21 protein-coding genes are annotated in these 17,596 nt (G+C 73.2%); 11 read left to right on the plus strand and 10 right to left on the minus strand.

The genetic code is table 11. From position 1 onward, the window contains the following. Window positions 1–45: 45 nt before the first annotated feature. Both AB0J46_RS16645 and AB0J46_RS16650 read left to right on the plus strand, forming a co-directional pair. Entirely contained in the window at window positions 46–972 is a 927-nt protein-coding gene (locus tag AB0J46_RS16645; protein ID WP_364332090.1) for a TIGR03621 family F420-dependent LLM class oxidoreductase, read from the plus strand. Continuing rightward, a complete protein-coding gene (locus AB0J46_RS16650) occupies window positions 965–1,549 on the plus strand; it encodes a histidine phosphatase family protein (protein WP_364332093.1) in 585 nt (194 codons plus the stop codon). Before AB0J46_RS16645 ends, AB0J46_RS16650 begins: the two co-directional genes overlap by 8 nt. 42 nt (window positions 1,550–1,591) lie before the next feature. Here AB0J46_RS16650 and AB0J46_RS16655 read toward each other — a convergent pair whose 3' ends face one another. The 5 genes from AB0J46_RS16655 to AB0J46_RS16675 form a co-directional block, all read right to left on the minus strand. Next, window positions 1,592–1,837 carry a hypothetical protein gene (locus AB0J46_RS16655; protein ID WP_364332096.1) on the minus strand — a complete coding sequence of 82 codons (246 nt, stop codon included), beginning with the start codon at window positions 1,835–1,837 and terminating at the stop codon, window positions 1,592–1,594. Further along, window positions 1,834–2,616: a hypothetical protein gene (locus tag AB0J46_RS16660; RefSeq protein WP_364332099.1), complete on the minus strand. Its 783-nt coding sequence runs from the start codon at window positions 2,614–2,616 to the stop codon at window positions 1,834–1,836. The genes AB0J46_RS16655 and AB0J46_RS16660 overlap by 4 nt, the downstream gene beginning before the upstream one ends. Window positions 2,617–2,659: 43 nt before the next feature. Then, on the minus strand, window positions 2,660–2,911 hold the full coding sequence (locus AB0J46_RS16665; protein WP_358302432.1) for a hypothetical protein: 252 nt from the start codon (window positions 2,909–2,911) through the stop codon (window positions 2,660–2,662). A gap of 87 nt (window positions 2,912–2,998) precedes the next feature. Then, window positions 2,999–3,235, minus strand: coding sequence for a DUF397 domain-containing protein (locus tag AB0J46_RS16670; protein ID WP_352323675.1), 237 nt, complete (start codon window positions 3,233–3,235; stop codon window positions 2,999–3,001). After that, window positions 3,236–4,057, minus strand: coding sequence for a helix-turn-helix transcriptional regulator (locus AB0J46_RS16675; protein ID WP_364332254.1), 822 nt, complete (start codon window positions 4,055–4,057; stop codon window positions 3,236–3,238). A 232-nt stretch (window positions 4,058–4,289) separates the two neighbouring features. On the opposite strand from AB0J46_RS16675, the gene AB0J46_RS16680 reads away from it, so the two are divergent. Continuing rightward, window positions 4,290–4,784, plus strand: a complete 495-nt coding sequence (locus AB0J46_RS16680) for an ATP-binding protein (RefSeq protein WP_364332103.1) — start codon at window positions 4,290–4,292, stop codon at window positions 4,782–4,784. Between the two features lie 77 nt (window positions 4,785–4,861). Further along, window positions 4,862–7,279 (plus strand): helicase-associated domain-containing protein, encoded by a 2,418-nt coding sequence (locus AB0J46_RS16685; protein ID WP_364332106.1) that lies wholly within the window; start codon window positions 4,862–4,864, stop codon window positions 7,277–7,279. Here the strand turns inward: AB0J46_RS16685 and AB0J46_RS16690 are convergent. Further along, window positions 7,273–8,286, minus strand: a complete 1,014-nt coding sequence (locus AB0J46_RS16690; RefSeq protein WP_364332109.1) for an ABC transporter substrate-binding protein — start codon at window positions 8,284–8,286, stop codon at window positions 7,273–7,275. The genes AB0J46_RS16685 and AB0J46_RS16690 overlap by 7 nt on opposite strands. An 85-nt stretch (window positions 8,287–8,371) precedes the next feature. Between AB0J46_RS16690 and AB0J46_RS16695 the strand changes: the two genes are divergently transcribed. From AB0J46_RS16695 to AB0J46_RS16705, 3 genes are read left to right on the plus strand one after another with little or no spacing between them, the layout of a single operon-like run. Beyond that, a complete protein-coding gene (locus AB0J46_RS16695) occupies window positions 8,372–9,445 on the plus strand; it encodes an iron chelate uptake ABC transporter family permease subunit (protein WP_364332112.1) in 1,074 nt (357 codons plus the stop codon). Further along, the gene (locus tag AB0J46_RS16700) at window positions 9,442–10,449 is read left to right on the plus strand and encodes an iron chelate uptake ABC transporter family permease subunit (RefSeq protein WP_364332115.1); all 1,008 of its coding nucleotides are present in this window, start codon (window positions 9,442–9,444) and stop codon (window positions 10,447–10,449) included. Before AB0J46_RS16695 ends, AB0J46_RS16700 begins: the two co-directional genes overlap by 4 nt. After that, entirely contained in the window at window positions 10,449–11,252 is an 804-nt protein-coding gene (locus AB0J46_RS16705) for an ABC transporter ATP-binding protein (RefSeq protein WP_364332118.1), read from the plus strand. The genes AB0J46_RS16700 and AB0J46_RS16705 overlap by 1 nt, the downstream gene beginning before the upstream one ends. Window positions 11,253–11,309: 57 nt before the next feature. Here the strand turns inward: AB0J46_RS16705 and AB0J46_RS16710 are convergent, their stop codons facing one another. Beyond that, window positions 11,310–11,948 (minus strand): helix-turn-helix domain-containing protein, encoded by a 639-nt coding sequence (locus AB0J46_RS16710; protein WP_364332121.1) that lies wholly within the window; start codon window positions 11,946–11,948, stop codon window positions 11,310–11,312. Between the two features lie 37 nt (window positions 11,949–11,985). Between AB0J46_RS16710 and AB0J46_RS16715 the strand changes: the two genes are divergently transcribed. After that, window positions 11,986–12,303 carry a rhodanese-like domain-containing protein gene (locus tag AB0J46_RS16715; protein WP_352323684.1) on the plus strand — a complete coding sequence of 106 codons (318 nt, stop codon included), beginning with the start codon at window positions 11,986–11,988 and terminating at the stop codon, window positions 12,301–12,303. Between the two features lie 19 nt (window positions 12,304–12,322). On the opposite strand, the gene AB0J46_RS16720 is transcribed toward AB0J46_RS16715, so the two are convergent. Next, window positions 12,323–13,576, minus strand: a complete 1,254-nt coding sequence (locus AB0J46_RS16720) for an ArgE/DapE family deacylase (RefSeq protein WP_364332124.1) — start codon at window positions 13,574–13,576, stop codon at window positions 12,323–12,325. A 55-nt stretch (window positions 13,577–13,631) separates the two neighbouring features. Between AB0J46_RS16720 and AB0J46_RS16725 the strand changes: the two genes are divergently transcribed. Both AB0J46_RS16725 and AB0J46_RS16730 read left to right on the plus strand, forming a co-directional pair. Further along, window positions 13,632–14,564 (plus strand): endonuclease/exonuclease/phosphatase family protein, encoded by a 933-nt coding sequence (locus tag AB0J46_RS16725; RefSeq protein ID WP_364332127.1) that lies wholly within the window; start codon window positions 13,632–13,634, stop codon window positions 14,562–14,564. A 75-nt stretch (window positions 14,565–14,639) separates the two neighbouring features. Next, window positions 14,640–14,960 carry a co-chaperone GroES gene (locus AB0J46_RS16730; RefSeq protein ID WP_357700902.1) on the plus strand — a complete coding sequence of 107 codons (321 nt, stop codon included), beginning with the start codon at window positions 14,640–14,642 and terminating at the stop codon, window positions 14,958–14,960. Here AB0J46_RS16730 and AB0J46_RS16735 read toward each other — a convergent pair. Beyond that, window positions 14,955–15,884: a hypothetical protein gene (locus AB0J46_RS16735; protein ID WP_364332130.1), complete on the minus strand. Its 930-nt coding sequence runs from the start codon at window positions 15,882–15,884 to the stop codon at window positions 14,955–14,957. The two genes, AB0J46_RS16730 and AB0J46_RS16735, sit on opposite strands and share 6 nt — an antisense overlap. A gap of 72 nt (window positions 15,885–15,956) precedes the next feature. Beyond that, a complete protein-coding gene (locus AB0J46_RS16740) occupies window positions 15,957–16,412 on the minus strand; it encodes a TIGR02611 family protein (protein WP_352327238.1) in 456 nt (151 codons plus the stop codon). Between the two features lie 149 nt (window positions 16,413–16,561). Here AB0J46_RS16740 and AB0J46_RS16745 point away from each other — a divergent pair, with 149 nt between their 5' ends. Beyond that, window positions 16,562–17,467 carry an aryldialkylphosphatase gene (locus tag AB0J46_RS16745; RefSeq protein WP_358302470.1) on the plus strand — a complete coding sequence of 302 codons (906 nt, stop codon included), beginning with the start codon at window positions 16,562–16,564 and terminating at the stop codon, window positions 17,465–17,467. The last annotated feature ends 129 nt before the right edge of the window (window positions 17,468–17,596 follow it).

Here is a 17,596-nt window from a genome sequence, read left to right on the forward strand (position 1 = left end):
CACTCCAAGCAAGCGCTTGGTAAGGTCCGGGTCGAGGAGGCTGCCGTGCGACGGTTCAGGTTCGGTGCGGTGCTGCGCGGGGCGCGGTCCGGCAAGGAGTGGGCCGAGCGGGCCAGGCGGCTGGAGGCGTCCGGCTTCGACGTGCTGCTGGTGCCCGACCACCTGGTCGGCCCGCGCTTCGCGCCCGTCGCGGCGCTGACGGCGGCGGCCTGCGCCACCACCCGGCTGCGCGTCGGCACGCTGGTCTTCGCCAACGACTTCCGGCACCCGGCCGTGCTGGCCAAGGAGGCCGCCACCCTGGACCTGCTCTCCGGCGGACGCCTGGAGCTCGGCCTCGGCACCGGCTGGATGGCCGACGAGTACGACCGGGCCGGGCTGCGGCTGGACCCGCCCGGCGTGCGCCTCGACCGGCTGCGCGAGGCCCTGGAGGTGATCAAGGGCCTGTGGGACGGCGGCCCGCTGACGTACGAGGGCGCGCACTACCGCCTGGCCGGCCTGGAGCAGGAGCCCCGGCCGGTGCAGCGCCCGCGCCCGCCGATCCTGCTGGGCGGCGGCGGCCCCCGCATGCTGGCCCTGGCCGCCGAGCACGCCGACATCGTCAACCTCGGCACCCGCGTCAAAGCGGACGGCACCGGCCCCGACCCGCGCGACGCCGGCCCGGAGGCGTTCCTCGCCAAGCTGGCGCTGCTGCGGCGCAGCCCCCGCCACCACCTGCTGGAGATCGGCACCAGCGTGATGCAGGTGGGCGAGCGCAAGCCGGAGGAGTCGTGGAGCGCCGCCGACAGCTCCCGGCTCGGCGACACGCCGCAGGTGCTGCTCGGCACCCGCCGCGACATCGCCGACCAGTTGCGCCACTGGCGCGACGCGCACGGCGTCTCCTACTTCGTGCTGCACCACGAGCGTGACCTGGCCGCCTTCACCCCTGTCGTCGAGGAGCTGGCCGCTCTGCCGGATGATGGACCTCATGGATGAGATGTTGTTGCTGAGGCACGGAGCCACCGAATGGAGCACGGCCGGCCGGCACACCGGCCGTACCGACCTGCCCTTGACGCCCGAGGGGGAGGACCAGGCCAGGGCGCTGGCGCCGTTGGTGAAGGCGTCCGCGTTCGGGCTGACGCTGGTCTCCCCCGCGCAGCGGGCCCGCCGTACGGCGGAGCTGGCCGGTTTGACGGACTACGAGGTCGACCCCGACCTGTGGGAGTGGGACTACGGCGGCTACGAGGGCATCACCACGCCGGACATCAGGAAGACCCGGCCCGGCTGGTACCTGTGGCGTGACGGCGTGATCCCCGGCGACGCCGAGCATCCCGGCGAGAGCGCCGCCGAGGTGGCCGCGCGCGCCGACCGGGTGATCGAGCGGGCCCGCGGGGCCGAGGGGCGGGTCGTGCTGGTGGCGCACGGCCATTTCCTGCGCGTGCTGGCCGCCCGCTGGCTCGGCCTCGACCCGGCGGACGGCCGGCTGCTGCGGCTCGACACCGGCACCTACTCCCGGCTCGGCTTCGAGCACGCCGAACCGGTGCTGCTGAGCTGGAACTCACCGGTCGCCTGAGGGGGGTTCGTCAGTCGCAGCCCAGGGTGGCGGCGGCGCGGATCAGGTCGCGGGCGAGGTCCCGGTCGCCCTCCGACGCGTGCGGGAAGGCGTCCGGGGGCCACCGGCCGGCCACCAGCGACCCACCAGGTCGCGGACCGTGCCGTGCCGGGCGAGCGGTGCGTCCCACTGGGCCGGGCTCGGCTCGGCGAGCAGGTCGTCCATGAGCGCCACCTGCTCGGCGTACGGCACGGTCACGGACGCCACGCCCCCGGCCTCGCCCCCGCCGTAGAGGTACGGGTCCGTCATGGCTGCCTCCGCGGCCGACGCTGACCCGGCCGCGGTTCCCGCGCCAGACGGCTGCCGGGGAACGGCGCCAGCAGGGTCTCCCGCCAGGGGCCTTCGAGGTAGCCGCGGGCCCGCCTGCCCCAGTCGAGCAGCCGGGAATCGGGCGGGACCTCGTCGTCGAGCCCGAGCGCGGCGTCGCGGGCCCGCTGGGTGGCCAGGTGGTCCTCCAGCGAGACGGCCCACATGGTGACGGCCTCGGTGTCGCAGAACAGCACCTCGTACAGGCCGGTCAGGGTGTGGCCGTGCTCGGCCAGCAGCGGGGCGCGCTCGGTGCGGACGGCCCCCAGGTAGTCCAGCGCGGCCCCGGGGCGGACGCGGGCGCTCTCGAAGAGGTAGAACTCGGCGGCGGGGGCCTCGGCGAGCGGCGGGCAGCCCGGCGCGGCGCCGAGCGGCCTGGAGAAGGCGGAGAAGCGCAGGTCGTCGATGTCGGACAGGAACAGGCGCTCGTCCACGCCCTGGTAGATGTCCATCATCTGGCGCCAGCCGCCGTCCCACCCGCCGAGGCAGTCCCACAGCGTGACGGCCTTGAACTGGGGGTGGCCGGTGATGCCCACGGCGTAGAAGGCGCCGACGAGGTCGATCTCGCGCGACCTGATGGACATGCCGGTGGTCAGGGCGGGCTCGGCGCGGCTCTCGTCCTCGCGTTTGTAGCGGGTCAGCCAGGTCAGGTACTCCAGCGGCCGCTTGGAGTTCATCGGCCGGAAGTCGACCTCTTCGAGCAGGTGGATCGCGCGCCGCACCACGCCTCCTCTACCAAGCATTTGCTTGGCACGAGGATAGCGATCAGGTCAGCGCCTGGGAAGGCCGCGGCCCCCTGCCGGTCAGCCACTCCAGCACCCGGCGGTGCCCGGAGGCGGCGTCCTCGAAGTGGCCCCAGTGCCAGTAGCGCGGCTGGTCGCGCAGGCCGGTCACCCAGGTGCGGTAGGAGATGGCGGCGCCCGCGGGCGCCACGCCGTACGTGCGGACCACGACCTTGCCGCCCGGCGCGAGCAGCACGTCGTCGGCGATCGGGTACAGGTTCATCCGGTCGAGCATGCGCCCATCCTGACCGGCGGAAAGTCCCCGCCGGTTACGCCACCGGCGCGCCCCCGTTAAGGGAGCGCGCCGGAGGTGAACAGGCTGTTACACGAGAAGGCCGTCGAACTCGCCGTCCTTCGCGCCGAGCACCAGGGCCCGGATCTCGTCGCGGGTATAGATGAGAGCAGGACCGTCGGGGAAGCGCGAGTTGCGGACCGCGATCCCTCCGTCGGGAAGCTCCGCGAGCTCCACGCAGTTGCCCTGCGAGTTGCTGTAGCGGCTCTTGCGCCAGGCGACCTGGGTGAGGTCGGCCGCGGGCATGCCGTTGTAGGTGTGGTTCATCTACATCTTTCTGAGAAGACCGCCGATGAGCTCGACGGTGCCCCCTGGCGTGGTGCTTTCCACGCACAGTTGCTCCATGGCGGTGAGGTACGGGTCGATGTCCTCACGTTTGTCCAGGTACAGGGCACCCCAGAGCTGCTCGACGTAGACAACGTCCGACAAATCGGACTCGGGAAACCGCAAGATGCTGAACGCGCCCCCCTCGGCGGCGTGTTTGCCGAACCTGAAGGGCATCACCTGGAGGGTGATGTTGGGCAGGGCGGCGACTTCCAGCAGATGCTGGAGCTGCTCGGACATGACCTCTCGCCCGCCGATGATCCGCTTGAGCGCCGCCTCGTCGATGACGGCCCACAGCTTGGGGCCGTCCTTCTGGGTGAAGCGCTCCTGGCGCTGCATGCGCATGTGCACGCGGCGCTCGATCTTGTCCGGACTCGCGTCGGGGTTGCCGAGCTGGAAGACCGATCGCGCGTACGAGGCCGTCTGCAGCAGGCCGGGCACGAACTGCACCTCATAGGTACGGATCACGCTCGCGGCCTCCTCCAGGCCCACGTACGTCGTGAACCACGAGGGCAGCTCGGCGGAGTACTTGTGCCACCACCCGGGGGTGTTGGCCTCGCGGACCATCTCCAGCAGGGCACGGCGTTCGGCATCGTCGACGACGCCGTACAGGGTGAGCAGGTCCTCCACGTCACGTGTCTTGAACCCGACACGCCCGAGCTCCATACGGCTGATCTTGGACTCGGACGCCCGGATGTGGAACCCGGCCTGGCCGCGGTCGAGCCCAGAGGCCTCGCGCAGGCGCCTGAGGCTCGCACCCAGCATGATGCGCCGAACGGTCGAGCCGGAGCCGGGCGGATCAATGGACACGTGCTGCTCCTTGTGTCGTTTCCTTGAAGACACAGTCTGTCACTTGGCGGCCGAAAGATCATGGGCCGCGGACAAGATCCCCTTTCCCCCATATTGACCATCTGAGGAGAACCGTAGCGGTTGCACGAGTTGTCTGCACGTGCATTCGCTCTTGCACCTGCACGAGAGATTGCCGCAGAATGATCACGTGCAATCCACCACGGCGCCCGGCCAGTGGACCACGTTCGACTGGTGGCCGCCCGTCGGCTGGTGGCCGGAGGCGGCTCGCGATCTCCTGGTGACCGGCCCGTCCGCGAGCGCCACGTACGTGCTCCCGCCCACCGCCTCCTCGGTCCACTCCGCGCGCAGCTTCACCACAGGGACGCTGTCCGGCTGGGGGCTCGGCGAGCTGGCCGAGAACATGGAACTGGTGGTCTCCGAGCTGGCCACCAACGCCCTGCGCCACGGCCTGCGCCTCGACGAGCCCCGCTGCCAGCGTCCGGTCCACATGTCCCTGGTGCGCCGCGGCTCGCTCGTCACCAGCGCGTTCACCGATCCCGGCACCTCGGTGCCCGTGCTGCGATACCCTGGCCCCCTTGACACCGGCGGCCTGGGTCTCCACATCGTCGAATCACTCAGCCTCCGCTGGGGGTGGTCGGCACTCGCGCCCCACGGCAAGATCGTCTGGGCAGTCCTCTCCTGACGGAGGGGTGCTCTGCACTACCGTGGATGGTCATGGCTCACGGTGAGTCCCACGCGACCCCATGAGAGTGCTGACAGATGGAAGATCACCTGCTCGGCTGGCTGCGCACACTAGACGAAAACCGGCTTGCCCGCATCCTGGCCAACAGGCCCGACGCCATCGCGCCGCCCTGGCCCCGCAGGCTCGACACGCTGGCCCAGCGCCTGGGCAACGGCTTCGCCGTCATGGAGGCCATGCGGGGGCTCCCGCTGCCCGCCCTGCAACTGGCCGAGGCGGGCCTGACCATGAGCCGGCCGACGCCCGAGGGGCTGGCCGCCTTCCTCGGCGTCCCGGGCCGGACGGTGGCCCCCTGGCTCGACCATCTGTACGACCACGCGCTGGCCTGGCCCGACGCCGACGGCGTGATCCACCTGGCCGAGGGCGTGGCGCGCTGGTGGGCCGCGCCGCTCGGCCTCGGTGAGCCGCTGGAGCACTACCTCAACTCCTGGACGATCAGCAACGACGCCCTGCGCGCCCTGGCCCGCGTGCTCGGCCTGCCCGCCCACGGCAACAAGCGGCGCACGATCGCCCGCGTCATCGAGCTGCTGTCCGACCCCGGCCGCCTCGACCGGCTGACGGCCACCGCCCCCGACGGCACGCTCGCGCTGCTCGGCCGCCTCGCCTGGGACGGCCCCGCCCGCGACGTCGACGGCGGCCGGTTCGTCACCCCCGGCACGCCGGAGAAGTGGTGCGCCGACCACGGCCTGCTGTTCCGCCCGAGCTGGCACGTCGCCGAGATCCCCCGCGAGGTGGCGCTGTGCCTGCGCGGCCCGGGTTACCATCCGCCGTTCCAGCCCGAGGCGCCCGAGGTGGCCTCGATCCCGGTCGACCCCGAGGAGGTCGACCACCTGATGACGCTGGCCGCCCCGCACGTGGTCGAGCGCTGCGCGGCCCTGCTCGACAACACCTCCAAGACCCCGCTGCCGCTGCTCAAGACCGGCGGCGTGGGCGTGCGCGAGGTCCGCAGGGTCGCCAAGGAGACCGGCTGCGACGAGGACGAGACCCGCCTGCTGCTGGAGGTCTGCGCGGTGGCCAGGCTGCTGGCCTGGGACGAGCAGTCGGGCGGCATGATCCCCACCGAGCGCTTCGACCGCTGGCGGCTCGACGAGGGCTCGGCCCGGCTGCGGGTGCTGCTGTCGGCGTGGTGGCGGATGGAACGTTCGTCCCTGCGCAAGGTCGACGGCAAGTACGCCACCGTGCTCGGCGACGACCCCTCGGGCAGCGCGGTGGCCAGGGTGCGCAGGGCCGTGCTGGCGGCGCTGGCCCAGCTGCCGGCCGGCACCGCCTTCGCCGACCGCGACAGCCTCGTGCGCAACGTCCACTGGCACGCCCCGCTGCTCGACCAGGCGCTGCTGGCCGAGTGCGCGCCGGCCGTGCTGGAGGAGGCCACGCTGCTCGGCCTGCTGGCCAACGGCGCGCTCACCGACCTCGGCCGCGCCCTGGCCGGGCTGACCGCCGACCCCGGCGACGAGAACGACGACGCCGTCCCGCAGGTCGAGCACGATCCGGTGCTGGCCGAGGCGTCCACCAGGGCGCTGGCCAGCGTGCGCAGGAGCGCGCTGTTCGGCCCCGACCTCACCGCGGTGGTGACCGGGCCGCCGTCGGCCGAGCTGGCGGCGCTGCTCGACCGGGTGGCCGAGCGCGAGTCGCGCGGCGCGGCCTCGGTGTGGCGCTTCACCACCGAGAGCGTGCGCGGCGCGCTCGACCACGGCTACGACGCCGACGAGCTGCTCGACGAGCTGGCCACGGTCGGCACGATCCCGCAGCCCCTTGAGTACCTGGTGCGCGACACCGCGCGCCGGCACGGCGAGGTGACGGTCTCCACGGTCGGCTGCGTGGTGCAGGCCGGCGACACCGCGCTGCTCGCCGAGATCGCCGCGCACCGGCGGCTGGCCCGGCTGGGCCTGCGGCTGCTGGCCCCCACGGTGCTGATCAGCGCGGCCCCGGCCGAGCGCACGCTGGCCGCCCTGCGCGAGAACGGCTACTCCCCCGTGCCCGTCTCCGACACCGGCGAGATCACCATCCACCGGGCCAGGGCCGAGGAGCCGCACAACGGCAAGCTGATCCTGCTGCCCGGCGGGCAGGTGGCCGAGCTGTCGGAGTTCACGCCCGGCTCTGAGCCGCACGCGCCGTACGTGATCGCCGAGCCCGCCCCCGACCCGCACGAGCACGCCCGCCGCCTGGTCGCGGCCGGCCGGGACGACTCCGGCAAGCACGGCCGCACCTGGGCGGTCATCGGCAGGATGGCGACCAGGCTGCCGACCGCCCAGCAGTCGCTGCTCGGCTTCGTCGTCGACCGGGGAGTCCGGGCGGGCATCACGCTGGCCGACGGCCTGACGGCCACGATCAGCCATGGCGAGCTGCGCGCCGGGGCGCTCGACGCCTGGTGCGAGGAGGCCGGCGACTACCTGGAGTTCCCGCTCGCCGAGATCGTCGAGGTGCGCGGGGCCTACTGAAGCTTCTCGGCCTTCTTCAGGTTCGACACCAGCTCCTCCAGGAACGTGGCGTAGCCCTGGTAGCTGAAGGGAACCTCGGCCCGCCACGGGTAGAACTGGCCCGCCTTGACCGCCGGGAGCTTGGCGAAGGTGGGCTTCTTCAGCATCTCCTCGGGCTTGAGCGACTGGGTGCGGGTGTCGTAGAGGATCACGTCGGCGTCGTAGGTGTCGGCGTTCTCCCAGCTCAGGGTCTGGAAGAAGCCGCCGTCGTCGACCTTCGCGGGCTTGACGACGTTCAGGCCGTTCTCGGTGAGATGCACGATGTCGGGGTACTCGGGCGGGTTGACGACCCACATGGCGTCGGCGCCGCCGGACATCATGAGGATCTTGAGATCCTTGAAGGCGGCCAGTTCCTTGGTCGCGGCCTCCATGCGGGCCTTGGCCTCGGGCACGCCCCGGAGGTCGGCGCCCAGTGACCTGGCCAGCTCCTCGTACTTGCCGATCACCTGGGTGGCGCTGCGGCCGGTGAGCAGGACGCCGGCGGTGGGGGCGACCTGCTCGATCGTCTCCTTCGACTTCGCCGGCACGTACCAGAGGTCGCCCTTGACGTACATGCCGCTGACCAGCAGGTCGGGCTGGAGGGAGATGTACTTCTCGACGTTGAACTCGTCCCAGACGTTGCCCAGGCCCTCGACCTTGGCGATGTCGACATTGCCGACCTGCGGGTCCCTGGATCCGTCGGCGAGCTTGTGCGGGCCGAAGACGGCGACCGGGCGCACGCCGAAGTCCCACAGCGCGGCGGCGGCGCCCACCTGGGCCACCACCCGGGACGGGCGCTTGGGCAGGTCCAGCTTCTTGTCGCGGTCGTCGGTGAACGTCCAGCGCTGCGCGGCGGGCGCGGCCGAGGCGGTCGCGCCGCCGTCGCCCGCCGCCTGGGTGCCGCCGCCGCAGGCCGCCAGTGTCAGGGCCGCCGCGAGCCCTGCCGTGGCGGCCAGGAAGCCTCTGCGCGCGAGTACCGGTCCCGACATTTCCGTCTCCTAAGGTTAGGCTTGCCTTCTTACGGAGACATTAGATTAGCCTTGCCTAAGTTTGACCGCTACGAGAGGGGGTCGGGTGCGCCCGGCTGAGGACACGGCTGAGCCCGCCGGTGGGCGACCGCCGGCCACCGCGGAGGGGCCGCGGCCGCGCCGGTCCGCGTCCGTGCTGGTGAGCGGGCTGGTCGTGACCGCGGGGGTGCTGGCGCTGGTGGCGATGGCGAGCGTGGCGCTCGGGGCGCGGTCGGTGCCGTTCTCGACGGTGATCGACGCGCTGCTTGCCCCCGACGGCTCCAGCGACCACGTCGTCATCCGCGAACTGCGCATCCCGCGCACGCTGCTCGGCATCGGCGTCGGCGCGACGCTGGGCCTGGCGGGGGCGCTCATCCAGAGCCTGACCCGCAACCCGCTGGCCGACCCCGGACTGCTCGGCATCAACGAGGGCGCCGCGCTCGGCGTCACGCTCGCGCTCGGCCTGTTCGGCCTCTCCGACCCCGCCGTGTACGTCTGGTTCGCCTTCGGCGGCGCCGCGGTGGCCTCCGTCGTCGTCTACGCGCTGGCCGCGGCCGGCCGCTCCGGCGCCGGACCGGTACGCCTGGCGCTGGCCGGGGTCGCGCTCGGCATGGTGTTCACGGCCGTCGCCTCGGCGATCCTGCGCATGGACGCGCAGACCTTCGACCGGATGCGGTTCTGGCTGACCGGCTCGCTGGCCGGGCAGAACGCGGACACGCTGGTGCGGCTGGCCCCGTTCATGGTGGCGGGGCTGGCGCTCGGGCTGACGCTGGCCAGGCCGCTCAACATGCTCTCGCTCGGCGACGACGCCGGGCGCTCGCTGGGCGTCGCGGTCGGCAGGACGCGCGTCCTCACCGGCGTGGCCGTCACGCTGCTGTGCGGGGCCGCGACCGCCGCCGCCGGGCCGCTGTGGTTCGTCGGGCTGGTCGTGCCGCACGCCGTGCGCGCGCTGGTGGGCGGCGACCAGCGGTGGGTGCTGCCGTACTCGGCGCTGGCCGCGCCGGTGCTGCTGCTGGGCGCCGACGTCGTCGGGCGGCTGGTCGCGCGTCCGGGAGAGGTGCAGGTGGGGATCGTGTGGGCGGTGATCGGCGCGCCGATCTTCATCCTGCTGGCCCGGCGCAGGCGGGTGGCGGCGCTGTGACCGTACGTCTCGGCCCCTGGTCCGTACGGCTCGCGCCCCGGTCCCTGCTGGTCTGCGCCGCCCTCGTGGCGGTCGGCTGCGGGGTGGGCGTGGCGGCGATCGCCACCGGCGAGTTCACCGTCTCCGTGCCCGACATCCTGGACGCCCTGTTCGGCCAGGGCACGCCGGTCGCCGAGCTGATCGTGAGCAGGTTGCGGGCCCCGCGGGTGGTCACCGGGCTGCTGGTGGGGGCGGCGTTCGGGGCGGGCGGCGCGATCTTCCAGAGCCTGACCAAGAACCCGCTGGGCAGCCCCGACTTCGTCGGCTTCACCGCCGGCGCCTCGACGGGCGGCATCCTCGCCGTCGTCGCGGGCGGCTCGGCCATGACGATCGCGGGCGGCGCGCTGGCCGGTTGCGTGGTCACCGCCGTCCTGGTCTACGCGCTGGCCTTCCGGCGCGGCGTGCAGGGCTACCGGCTGGTGCTGGTCGGCATCGGCGCCAACACGCTGCTGCTGGCGGTCAACAACTACCTGCTGACCAGGGCCGACATCAACGACGCGGCCACCGCGGGCGCGTGGCTGACCGGCAGCCTCGGCGGGCGCGGGTGGGACCACGCGATCCCGGTCGCGGTGGCGCTGGCCGTCCTGCTGCCGGTGTGCGCGCTGGTGGCGCGGCCGATGCGGATGATCGAGATGGGCGACGACGCGGCCCGGGCCATGGGCGTCAAGGTCGAGGCCGTACGGGCCGCGGCCATCACCGCCGGGGTGCTGCTGACCGGCGTGGCCACCGCGGCGGCCGGGCCCGTCGTCTTCGTCGCGCTGGCCGCGCCGCAGATCGCCCGCCGGCTGACCCGCTCCCCCGGCGTCACGATGGGCGCCTCGGCGCTCATGGGCGCGGTGCTGCTGACCGCCTCCGACCTGGTCGCCCAGCGGCTGCTCGCGCCGACCCAGCTTCCCGTCGGGGTGGTCACCGCCGCCGTCGGCGGCACGTACCTCGCCCTGCTCCTGCGAAAGGACCGTCACTGATGGTTGACCACCGCCTGTCGGGCACCGGCCTCACCCTCGCCTACGACCAGCGCGTCGTGGCCACCGAGCTCAGCGTGGCGATCCCGGACGAGTCCTTCACCGTGATCATCGGCCCGAACGCCTGCGGCAAGTCCACGCTGCTGCGCGCGCTGGCCAGGATGCTCAGGCCCAGGAAGGGCGCCGTGCACCTGGACGGCAGCGTGATCACCGCGCTGCCGTCGAAGGAGGTGGCGCGGCGGCTGGGCCTGCTGCCGCAGAGCTCGATCGTGCCCGACGGGATCAGCGTGGCCGACCTGGTGGCCCGCGGCCGCTACCCGCACCAGCGGCTCATGCGCCAGTGGTCGAGGGCCGACGAGGCGGCCGTGGCCGAGGCCATGCGCGCGACCGACGTCGCCGGGCTGGCCGACCGGATCGTGGACGAGCTGTCCGGCGGGCAGCGGCAGCGGGTGTGGCTGGCCATGGCGCTGGCCCAGGAGACGCCGATCCTGCTGCTGGACGAGCCCACCACGTTCCTGGACATCTCCCATCAGATCGAGGTGCTCGACCTCTGCGCCGACCTGCACGAGGCCGGCCGGACCATGGTCGCCGTGCTGCACGACCTCAACCAGGCGTGCCGGTACGCCACCCACCTGATCGTCATGCGGGCCGGCGAGGTCGTGGCCGAGGGCGTGCCGGCCGAGATCGTCACGCCCGAGCTGGTCCACCGGGTGTTCGAGCTGCGGTGCGAGATCATCCAGGACCCGCAGTCGGGCACGCCGATGATCGTGCCCGAGGCGCGGCGGCGGGTGGCCGCCCCCGCCTGAGCCGAACCACTTGAGCCGGACCGCCCGAGCTAGACCGCCCAAGCTAGACCGCCTGAGCTAGACCGGCTGGGCGAGGGCGGCGGCCAGGGCCGTGATGCCCGCGGCGGCGCGCTCGCGGCCGTACTCCTCGCGCAGCACCCCGGCCGCCTCCGCGCCCATGGCGGCCAGCAGGGTGTGGGCGAGCACGTCGGCGTCGGCGCCCGGCCGGGCCTCGGCCAGCAGGATCGCGACGTGGCGGTGCCAGAACCGGTAGGCGCCGATGCGGTAGCGGGCCCCCGGGCTGGCCGTCTCGGACATCCGCACCAGGTCCAGGTGGGCGTAGAGATAGTCGAGGTAGGCGGCCGTGAAGGCGGCCAGGCGCTCGGCGGCCGGAGCGCCGGGACCGACGGGCGGCGGCCCCGACAGCACGCGCTCTTGCAGGTCGCGTTCGCGGGCGTCCAGCAGCGCCACCGCCAGCCCCGACTTGTCGCCGAACCGGCGGAACAGCGTGCCCTTGCCGACGCCCGCCTCGGCGGCGACCGCGTCCATCGACACGGCCTCCACGCCCTTCTCGGCGAACAGCCGCGCGGCGGCCGCGAGCACCTTCTCCCTGTTGCGGGCCGCGTCCGCGCGTTCCCTGACCGGCTTGCCGGTCAGCAGCTCCAGCGGCTCGCTTGACGAACCGGACTGCGGTCCGTTAGGTTCCTGGCCATTCACACATCCGGACTCTAGTCCATTTCGCTCGGAGGCCACAATGACCATCACCCGCGAGGAGCTGCACGCCCGTCTGGGCAGCGTGACCGTGCTCGACACGCTCGGCGGCTCCTACTACGCCCAGCAGCACCTGCCCGGGGCCGTCGCCCTGGTGGAGAGCGAGGTCGCCGAGCGCGCCGCCGAGCTGCTGCCCGACAAGGACGCCACCATCGTCACCTACTGCTCCAACCCGGCCTGCGGCAACAGCAAGGCCGTGGCCAACCGGCTGACCGCGCTCGGCTACACCGACGTGCGCCGGTACGTCGAGGGCATCGAGGACTGGGTCGGAGCCGGCCTGCCGGTCGAGTCGTCCCTGTGATCGTCGTACCGGGGGCTGCTCACACGACGCCGCAGCGGCGCACCGCGAGCAGCGCCAGCGCGCGGGTGACCTCGCGCAGCTCGGCCAGCTCGACCTGCTCCCTGGGCGCGTGCGCGAACCGGACGTCCCCCGGGCCGTAGTGCAGGGTCGGGACGCCGCCCGCCGCGTACAGGCGCAGGTCGCTCCCGTACGGCGCGGCGGCCTCGGCCGGACGGCGGCCGGCGACGTCGGCGACGGCCTGGTTGACCGCGTCGAGCAGCTCATGTCCGGCGGGCAGCCGGCCGCTGGCGAACTGGCCGCCCGGCCAGGTCACCGCGGGCGGGTTGTCCCGCAGCCACGGATGGCCGGTGGAGGCGACGGCCTCCTCGAAGGCCGCCCGCGCCGCGGCCGGGTCCTCGTCCAGGCGCACGCCGAGGCGTCCCTCGGCGACCAGCAGGTCCGGCACGGTGCTCGCCCAGTCGCCGGCCCGCACGGTGCCGACCTCGATGGGGTACGGCATGGGGTTGGCGCCGAAGAGCTCCGGCACGTCCCGGTTGCGTTCGGCCTCCAGGCGCCTGATCGCCTCGAACACCGGCCAGAAGACCTCGATCGCGTTGACGCCCTCGTACCGCGTGGCGCCGTGCGCGGCGCGGCCGGCGACCTCCAGCCGGAAGGTCTGCGCGCCGGCGTTGGCGGTGATGACCGCGCCGCTGGTGGGCTCGGTGATCACCGCGGCCTCCGCCGTGTGCCCCCTGGCCAGGGTGGCGAACGCGCCGAGGCCGCCGTCCTCCTCGCTGATCACGCAGTGCACCGCGAGGGGCCTGGCCAGGCGCACCCCCGCCCGCTTCAGCGCCCGCACGACGGCCAGGTTGGCCACCAGGCCGGCCTTCATGTCGCAGGCGCCCCTGCCGTGCAGCACGTCACCGGTGATCCGGGCGGCGAACGGGTCGCTGCCCTCCCACTTGGCCAGGTCGCCGGTCGGGACGACGTCCACGTGGCCCTGGAGGGCCAGCGCCGGCACGCCCTCACCCTCGGTCACGGCGACGACGCCGTAGCCCTCCTGCCTGGGGGCCTCGGTGCCGGGGAAACCGGCGCGGGCGGTGAGGTCGGCGAGGTCGAGTTTCCAGACGTCCACGTCCAGGCCGGCCTCGGTGAGCAGGCGGGCGAAGCGGTGCTGGAGGTCGGACTCGGCGTCGGTGCCCGTGACGCTCGGGACGCGCACCGTCTCGGCCAGCAGGCCGACGGTCTCCGCCTCGTCGATGGCGTTCAGGACCCGGGCTTCCACGTCGCGCATGCAGCACACTTTCTCACGCCGTGAACGCCTTACACGACATATGGCGATACAGAACGTGCGTAGCTGGATGAGCTGGATGAGCTGGATCGCGGTGACGCCGTTCGCCGTCTGGGCGGCGGTGCGCCTGAGCGGGTTCGAGCCGGACTGGCCGTGGGTGCCGGTGGTCGCGTTCACGCCGCACGCGGCGGTGGGAGCGGCGCTGGGCCTGCTGCTCGCCGGGCTGTTGCGGCGGTGGGCGGCGGGGGCGGTCGCGCTGGTCACCGTGCTGGCGCTGGGCGCCGCGGTGCTGCCCCGCGCGCTGCCCGACGCCGCGCCGGCCGCCCACGGCGCGCCGCTGCGCGTGCTGGCCGCCAACCTGCTGGTCGGCACGGCGGACGCGGCCGAGCTGACCGCGCAGGTCAGGTCGCTGCGGCCGGACGTCCTGACGTTGCAGGAGTTCACGCCCGTCGCCGAGCGGCGGCTGGCGGCGGCGGGGCTGCGCGAGCTGCTGCCGTACGCGGTGACGTGGCCCGCCAAGGGCGTCGGCGGCTCGGCCGTGTACGCCCGCCATCCCCTCACCGCCGGCGAGCTGATCGAGGCGGGCGGGTTCGGCCAGGCCACGGCCGTGCTGAAGCACCCCGGCGGGGCCCAGGTGGAGATCGTCTCGGTGCATCCGTGCGCCCCCAAGCGCACGGGCCGGCAGCCGTGCTGGCTGGCGGGGCTGGAGCGCCTGCCGCGCGGCGGCGGACGGCTGCGCGTGCTGGCCGGCGACTTCAACGCCACCCTCGACCACCTCCCGCTCCGCGAGCTGCTGGCCGCCGGCTACCGCGACGCGGCCGACGCCATGGGCCGGGGCCTGTCCACGACGTGGGGCGGATGGGGGCCGCTGCCCGGCGTGACGATCGACCACGTGCTGGCCGGCGACCGCATGGCGGTGCGGGACTTCCGGGTGCTCGCGCCGGTCGGCAGCGACCACCGTCCGGTGTACGCCGAGCTCCTGCTGCCGTGACCCCATCCCCGGGGAAGTCGAGACCTGGGACGACCGCGGGATTCCGGAGCTGCGGCGGCTCGTAAACTGTGACCCGTGGAAGCGCCCAAGTTCGAGATTCAGATGCTGCACGACCGAGTGATGATCCGGCTGGAGCAGGAGGCCGAGGAGCGGCGCAGCGGCTCCGGGATCGTCATCCCCGCGACGGTCAAGATGGCCAACCGGCTGTCGTGGGGCGAGGTCTGCGGCGTCGGCACGAACGTGCGCGCGGTCAAGGTCGGCGACAAGGTGCTGTTCAACCCGGAAGACCAGTTCGAGGTCGAGGTGCACGCGCGGGTCTACCTCGTCATGCGCGAGCGCGACCTGCACGCGGTGGCCACCCAGGAGACCGACCACGGCACGGGCCTGTACCTATGACACCCGGGTCCTGGCGAAGTTGACCCACAGCTCGGCGGCCCAGGCGGCGGCGGGCACGTCCGCGAGCACCCGCGTCGTCCGGCCGGTCAGGTCGAGCACCGACAGGCGGCGGCCCTTCCCGGCCGTCGTGACGGCGATCAGGTGGGTGTCGTCCCACCAGCCGAACAGGGCCTCCGGCTTGACGGCCACGCGCTGGGCGATCGTGCCGGTGGCCAGGTCGAGCAGGCACACCTGCTCCTTGAACCGCGAGGGGCACCACGTCGTCAGGCGTTTGCCCGAGGGCGCGTAGGAGTCCTCGGGGCCGGTCGGCAGGCCCACGTCCGTGTACGTGCGCAGCACCGCGCCGTCCGTGGGGCGGTAGACGCGCAGTCCGGTGCCGTACATGCTGACGAGGTTGCCGTCGGGGCTCCACCAGAAGCCGGCCCGCCGGGCGAGGCCCGCGACGCGGACCGTGCTCGCGGTGCCCGCGCGCACGTCCACCACTGTGAAGCCGAGCACCCGCCACGTCCCGCCGCTCTTCTGCTCGACGGTGAGCGCGACCTTCCTGCCGTCCCTGGACCAGGAGGCGTAGGCGGCCGTCATGGGCTTCTTGACGGTACGGATCCGCGCGGTCTTGCCGGTGGCCCGGTCGGTGACGACCACGGAGTCGTAGCCCGCCCGGTAGGAGGACGGCACCCCGGCCGTCAGGCGGCCGTCGGGCGAGACCGCCACCTCCGACAGGCCCTTCTGCCGGGTGAAGGCGTCGCCGGTGGCGGCGCGCAGGTACGTGCGGCCGGTGCCGAGGCCGTACGCGCTGAGCCGTACCGGGTCGCCCGATTTCTCGTGATATTTCATGCCGCCGGTTTCCGGCAACGTCAGGTCGGCCCGAGCGGCGGCGGGGGCGAGGAACGTCAGCGACAGCGCGACGGCGAGGTGAGCGAGCACGCCCGCAGAATAGGCAGGGAAAGCGGGCGATTCCGGGAACGATAACGACCCGGTCTGAAAGCCCCCGCGGAACTAGACGAAACGCTGGGCGATCTCCAGCAGGTCGATGCCGAGCGTCAGCATGCCGAAGTAGACGATCACCGCGGCGGCGGCCACGGTCACCAGCAGCACGAGGATGCGCACCGTCCAGCCCTGCCGCTTGTACCACTGCGTCCAGGCGTGCAGCGTCTGCTTGCCGAACTCCAGCACCCGGTGGGCCCAGTGGAACTCGGTGGCCAGCACCGCCAGCCCGGCGAACACCACGAGCCAGCCGGGCCCGGGGAACGGCACCATGATCAGGCCGCCGACCACCATCACCGCGCCGATGACGCCGACCACGATCTTCAGTGTGAGCGCGCCCGCGCGGGTGGACCGGATGCCGTCGAGCCGGCCCTTCAGACCGCCGCGGCGGGCGGGCATGGCGGAGCGGTCGGCGGCCTCGTCCTTCATCACGTCGGCGTCGCCCGTCTCGGAGTTCTGGATCGGCACGTCTCCCCCGTGTCGTCGGCTGCCTCTCAGGATACGGCCCACATTGACAGGAACACTTGCAGACCACTAGCAGGCCGCCAAACAGGACGAAGAGTAAAATTTCCCGCCAGAAGGAAGGGTATTCCGGCAACTATCGGTTAATGTCGGCTATGCCCGAGGTCATCCTTCGCACCGTCACCGGCCCGATCCGCGCGGCAGCGGTGAACGGCGCCGTACTCCCCCACGAGCACCTGCGCAACGACATGCGCTGGGCGGTCGGCATCGACTCCGACCCCCACCGCTGGCTCGACGAGGAGACCACTGTCACCGCGGAGCTCCGCGAGCTGCGCCAGTCCGACGAGCTCAACCTGGTGGTCGAGCTCACCTGTCTCGGCATGGGCCGCGACGCCGCCGCCCTGGCCCGCATCGCGGCGGGCAGCCGGGTGCCGGTGATCGCCTCGACCGGCTTCTTCGCCCAGCCGTTCACCGACGTCGGCGACGAGGACGTCGAGCAGCTCACCCGGCGCCTGATGACCGAGATCTCCAGCGGCGTGGACGGCACGGGTGTCTTCCCCGGCGTGATCGGCGAGGTCGGCAGCTGGGGCGCCGAGCCCACCGCCCGCGAGGAGCGCTGCCTGCGCGCCGCCGCCCGCGCCTCCCGGCAGTCGCGCCTGCCCGTCGCCACCCACGGCCAGAACGCCCCGGCGCTGCTGGAGATCCTGCTCGGCGAGAACCTGCCCGGCTCCCGCGTGGCCGCCGGCTACTCCGGCGACCTGGGCGGGGCCCGCAAGATCGCCGAGGCGGGCGCGTACGTGAGCCTCAGCGTCCTGGCGCTCGGCCCCGACCAGGCGGCCAGGATCGCGCTCGGCCTCATCGAGGACGGCCACGCCGACCGCCTGCTCCTCAGCACCGGCCTGAGCCGCGTGGCCCAGGTCCAGCGGTACGGCGGCTGCGGCTACGCCCACCTGTTCCACAGCCTGCTCCCCCGCCTGCGCGAGGCCGGCACCGGCGAGGACGTCATCCGCCTGATCACCCACGACAACCCCCTACGCTGGCTCACCGACGGCATGCGCTGACCTGGGGCCCCGCCCCGACACCGGCTGACCGACCGGGTGCGCCGGCCTGGGGCCGCGGCTCCCGCACCGGCTGACCGATCGGATGCGCTGAGCCCGACCGGCAGGCAGTTCCTCGTCGAGGGGCGTGTG

The sequence above is a fragment of the Nonomuraea sp. NPDC049758 genome, assembly GCF_040674635.1.
Classification (GTDB): domain Bacteria; phylum Actinomycetota; class Actinomycetes; order Streptosporangiales; family Streptosporangiaceae; genus Nonomuraea.

What these genes read in the sequence shown, in the direction of transcription:
- AB0J46_RS16690 (WP_364332109.1), bottom strand. Translation starts at nt 8,286, where the DNA reads ATGTCGGGACCGGTACTCGCGCGCAGAGGCTTCCTGGCCGCCACGGCA.
- AB0J46_RS16685 (WP_364332106.1), top strand. Translation starts at nt 4,862, where the DNA reads ATGGAAGATCACCTGCTCGGCTGGCTGCGCACACTAGACGAAAACCGG.
- AB0J46_RS16745 (WP_358302470.1), top strand. Translation starts at nt 16,562, where the DNA reads ATGCCCGAGGTCATCCTTCGCACCGTCACCGGCCCGATCCGCGCGGCA.
- AB0J46_RS16650 (WP_364332093.1), top strand. Translation starts at nt 965, where the DNA reads ATGGATGAGATGTTGTTGCTGAGGCACGGAGCCACCGAATGGAGCACG.
- AB0J46_RS16705 (WP_364332118.1), top strand. Translation starts at nt 10,449, where the DNA reads ATGGTTGACCACCGCCTGTCGGGCACCGGCCTCACCCTCGCCTACGAC.
- AB0J46_RS16670 (WP_352323675.1), bottom strand. Translation starts at nt 3,235, where the DNA reads ATGAACCACACCTACAACGGCATGCCCGCGGCCGACCTCACCCAGGTC.
- AB0J46_RS16655 (WP_364332096.1), bottom strand. Translation starts at nt 1,837, where the DNA reads ATGACGGACCCGTACCTCTACGGCGGGGGCGAGGCCGGGGGCGTGGCG.
- AB0J46_RS16665 (WP_358302432.1), bottom strand. Translation starts at nt 2,911, where the DNA reads ATGCTCGACCGGATGAACCTGTACCCGATCGCCGACGACGTGCTGCTC.
- AB0J46_RS16675 (WP_364332254.1), bottom strand. Translation starts at nt 4,057, where the DNA reads ATGCTGGGTGCGAGCCTCAGGCGCCTGCGCGAGGCCTCTGGGCTCGAC.
- AB0J46_RS16720 (WP_364332124.1), bottom strand. Translation starts at nt 13,576, where the DNA reads ATGCGCGACGTGGAAGCCCGGGTCCTGAACGCCATCGACGAGGCGGAG.
- AB0J46_RS16715 (WP_352323684.1), top strand. Translation starts at nt 11,986, where the DNA reads ATGACCATCACCCGCGAGGAGCTGCACGCCCGTCTGGGCAGCGTGACC.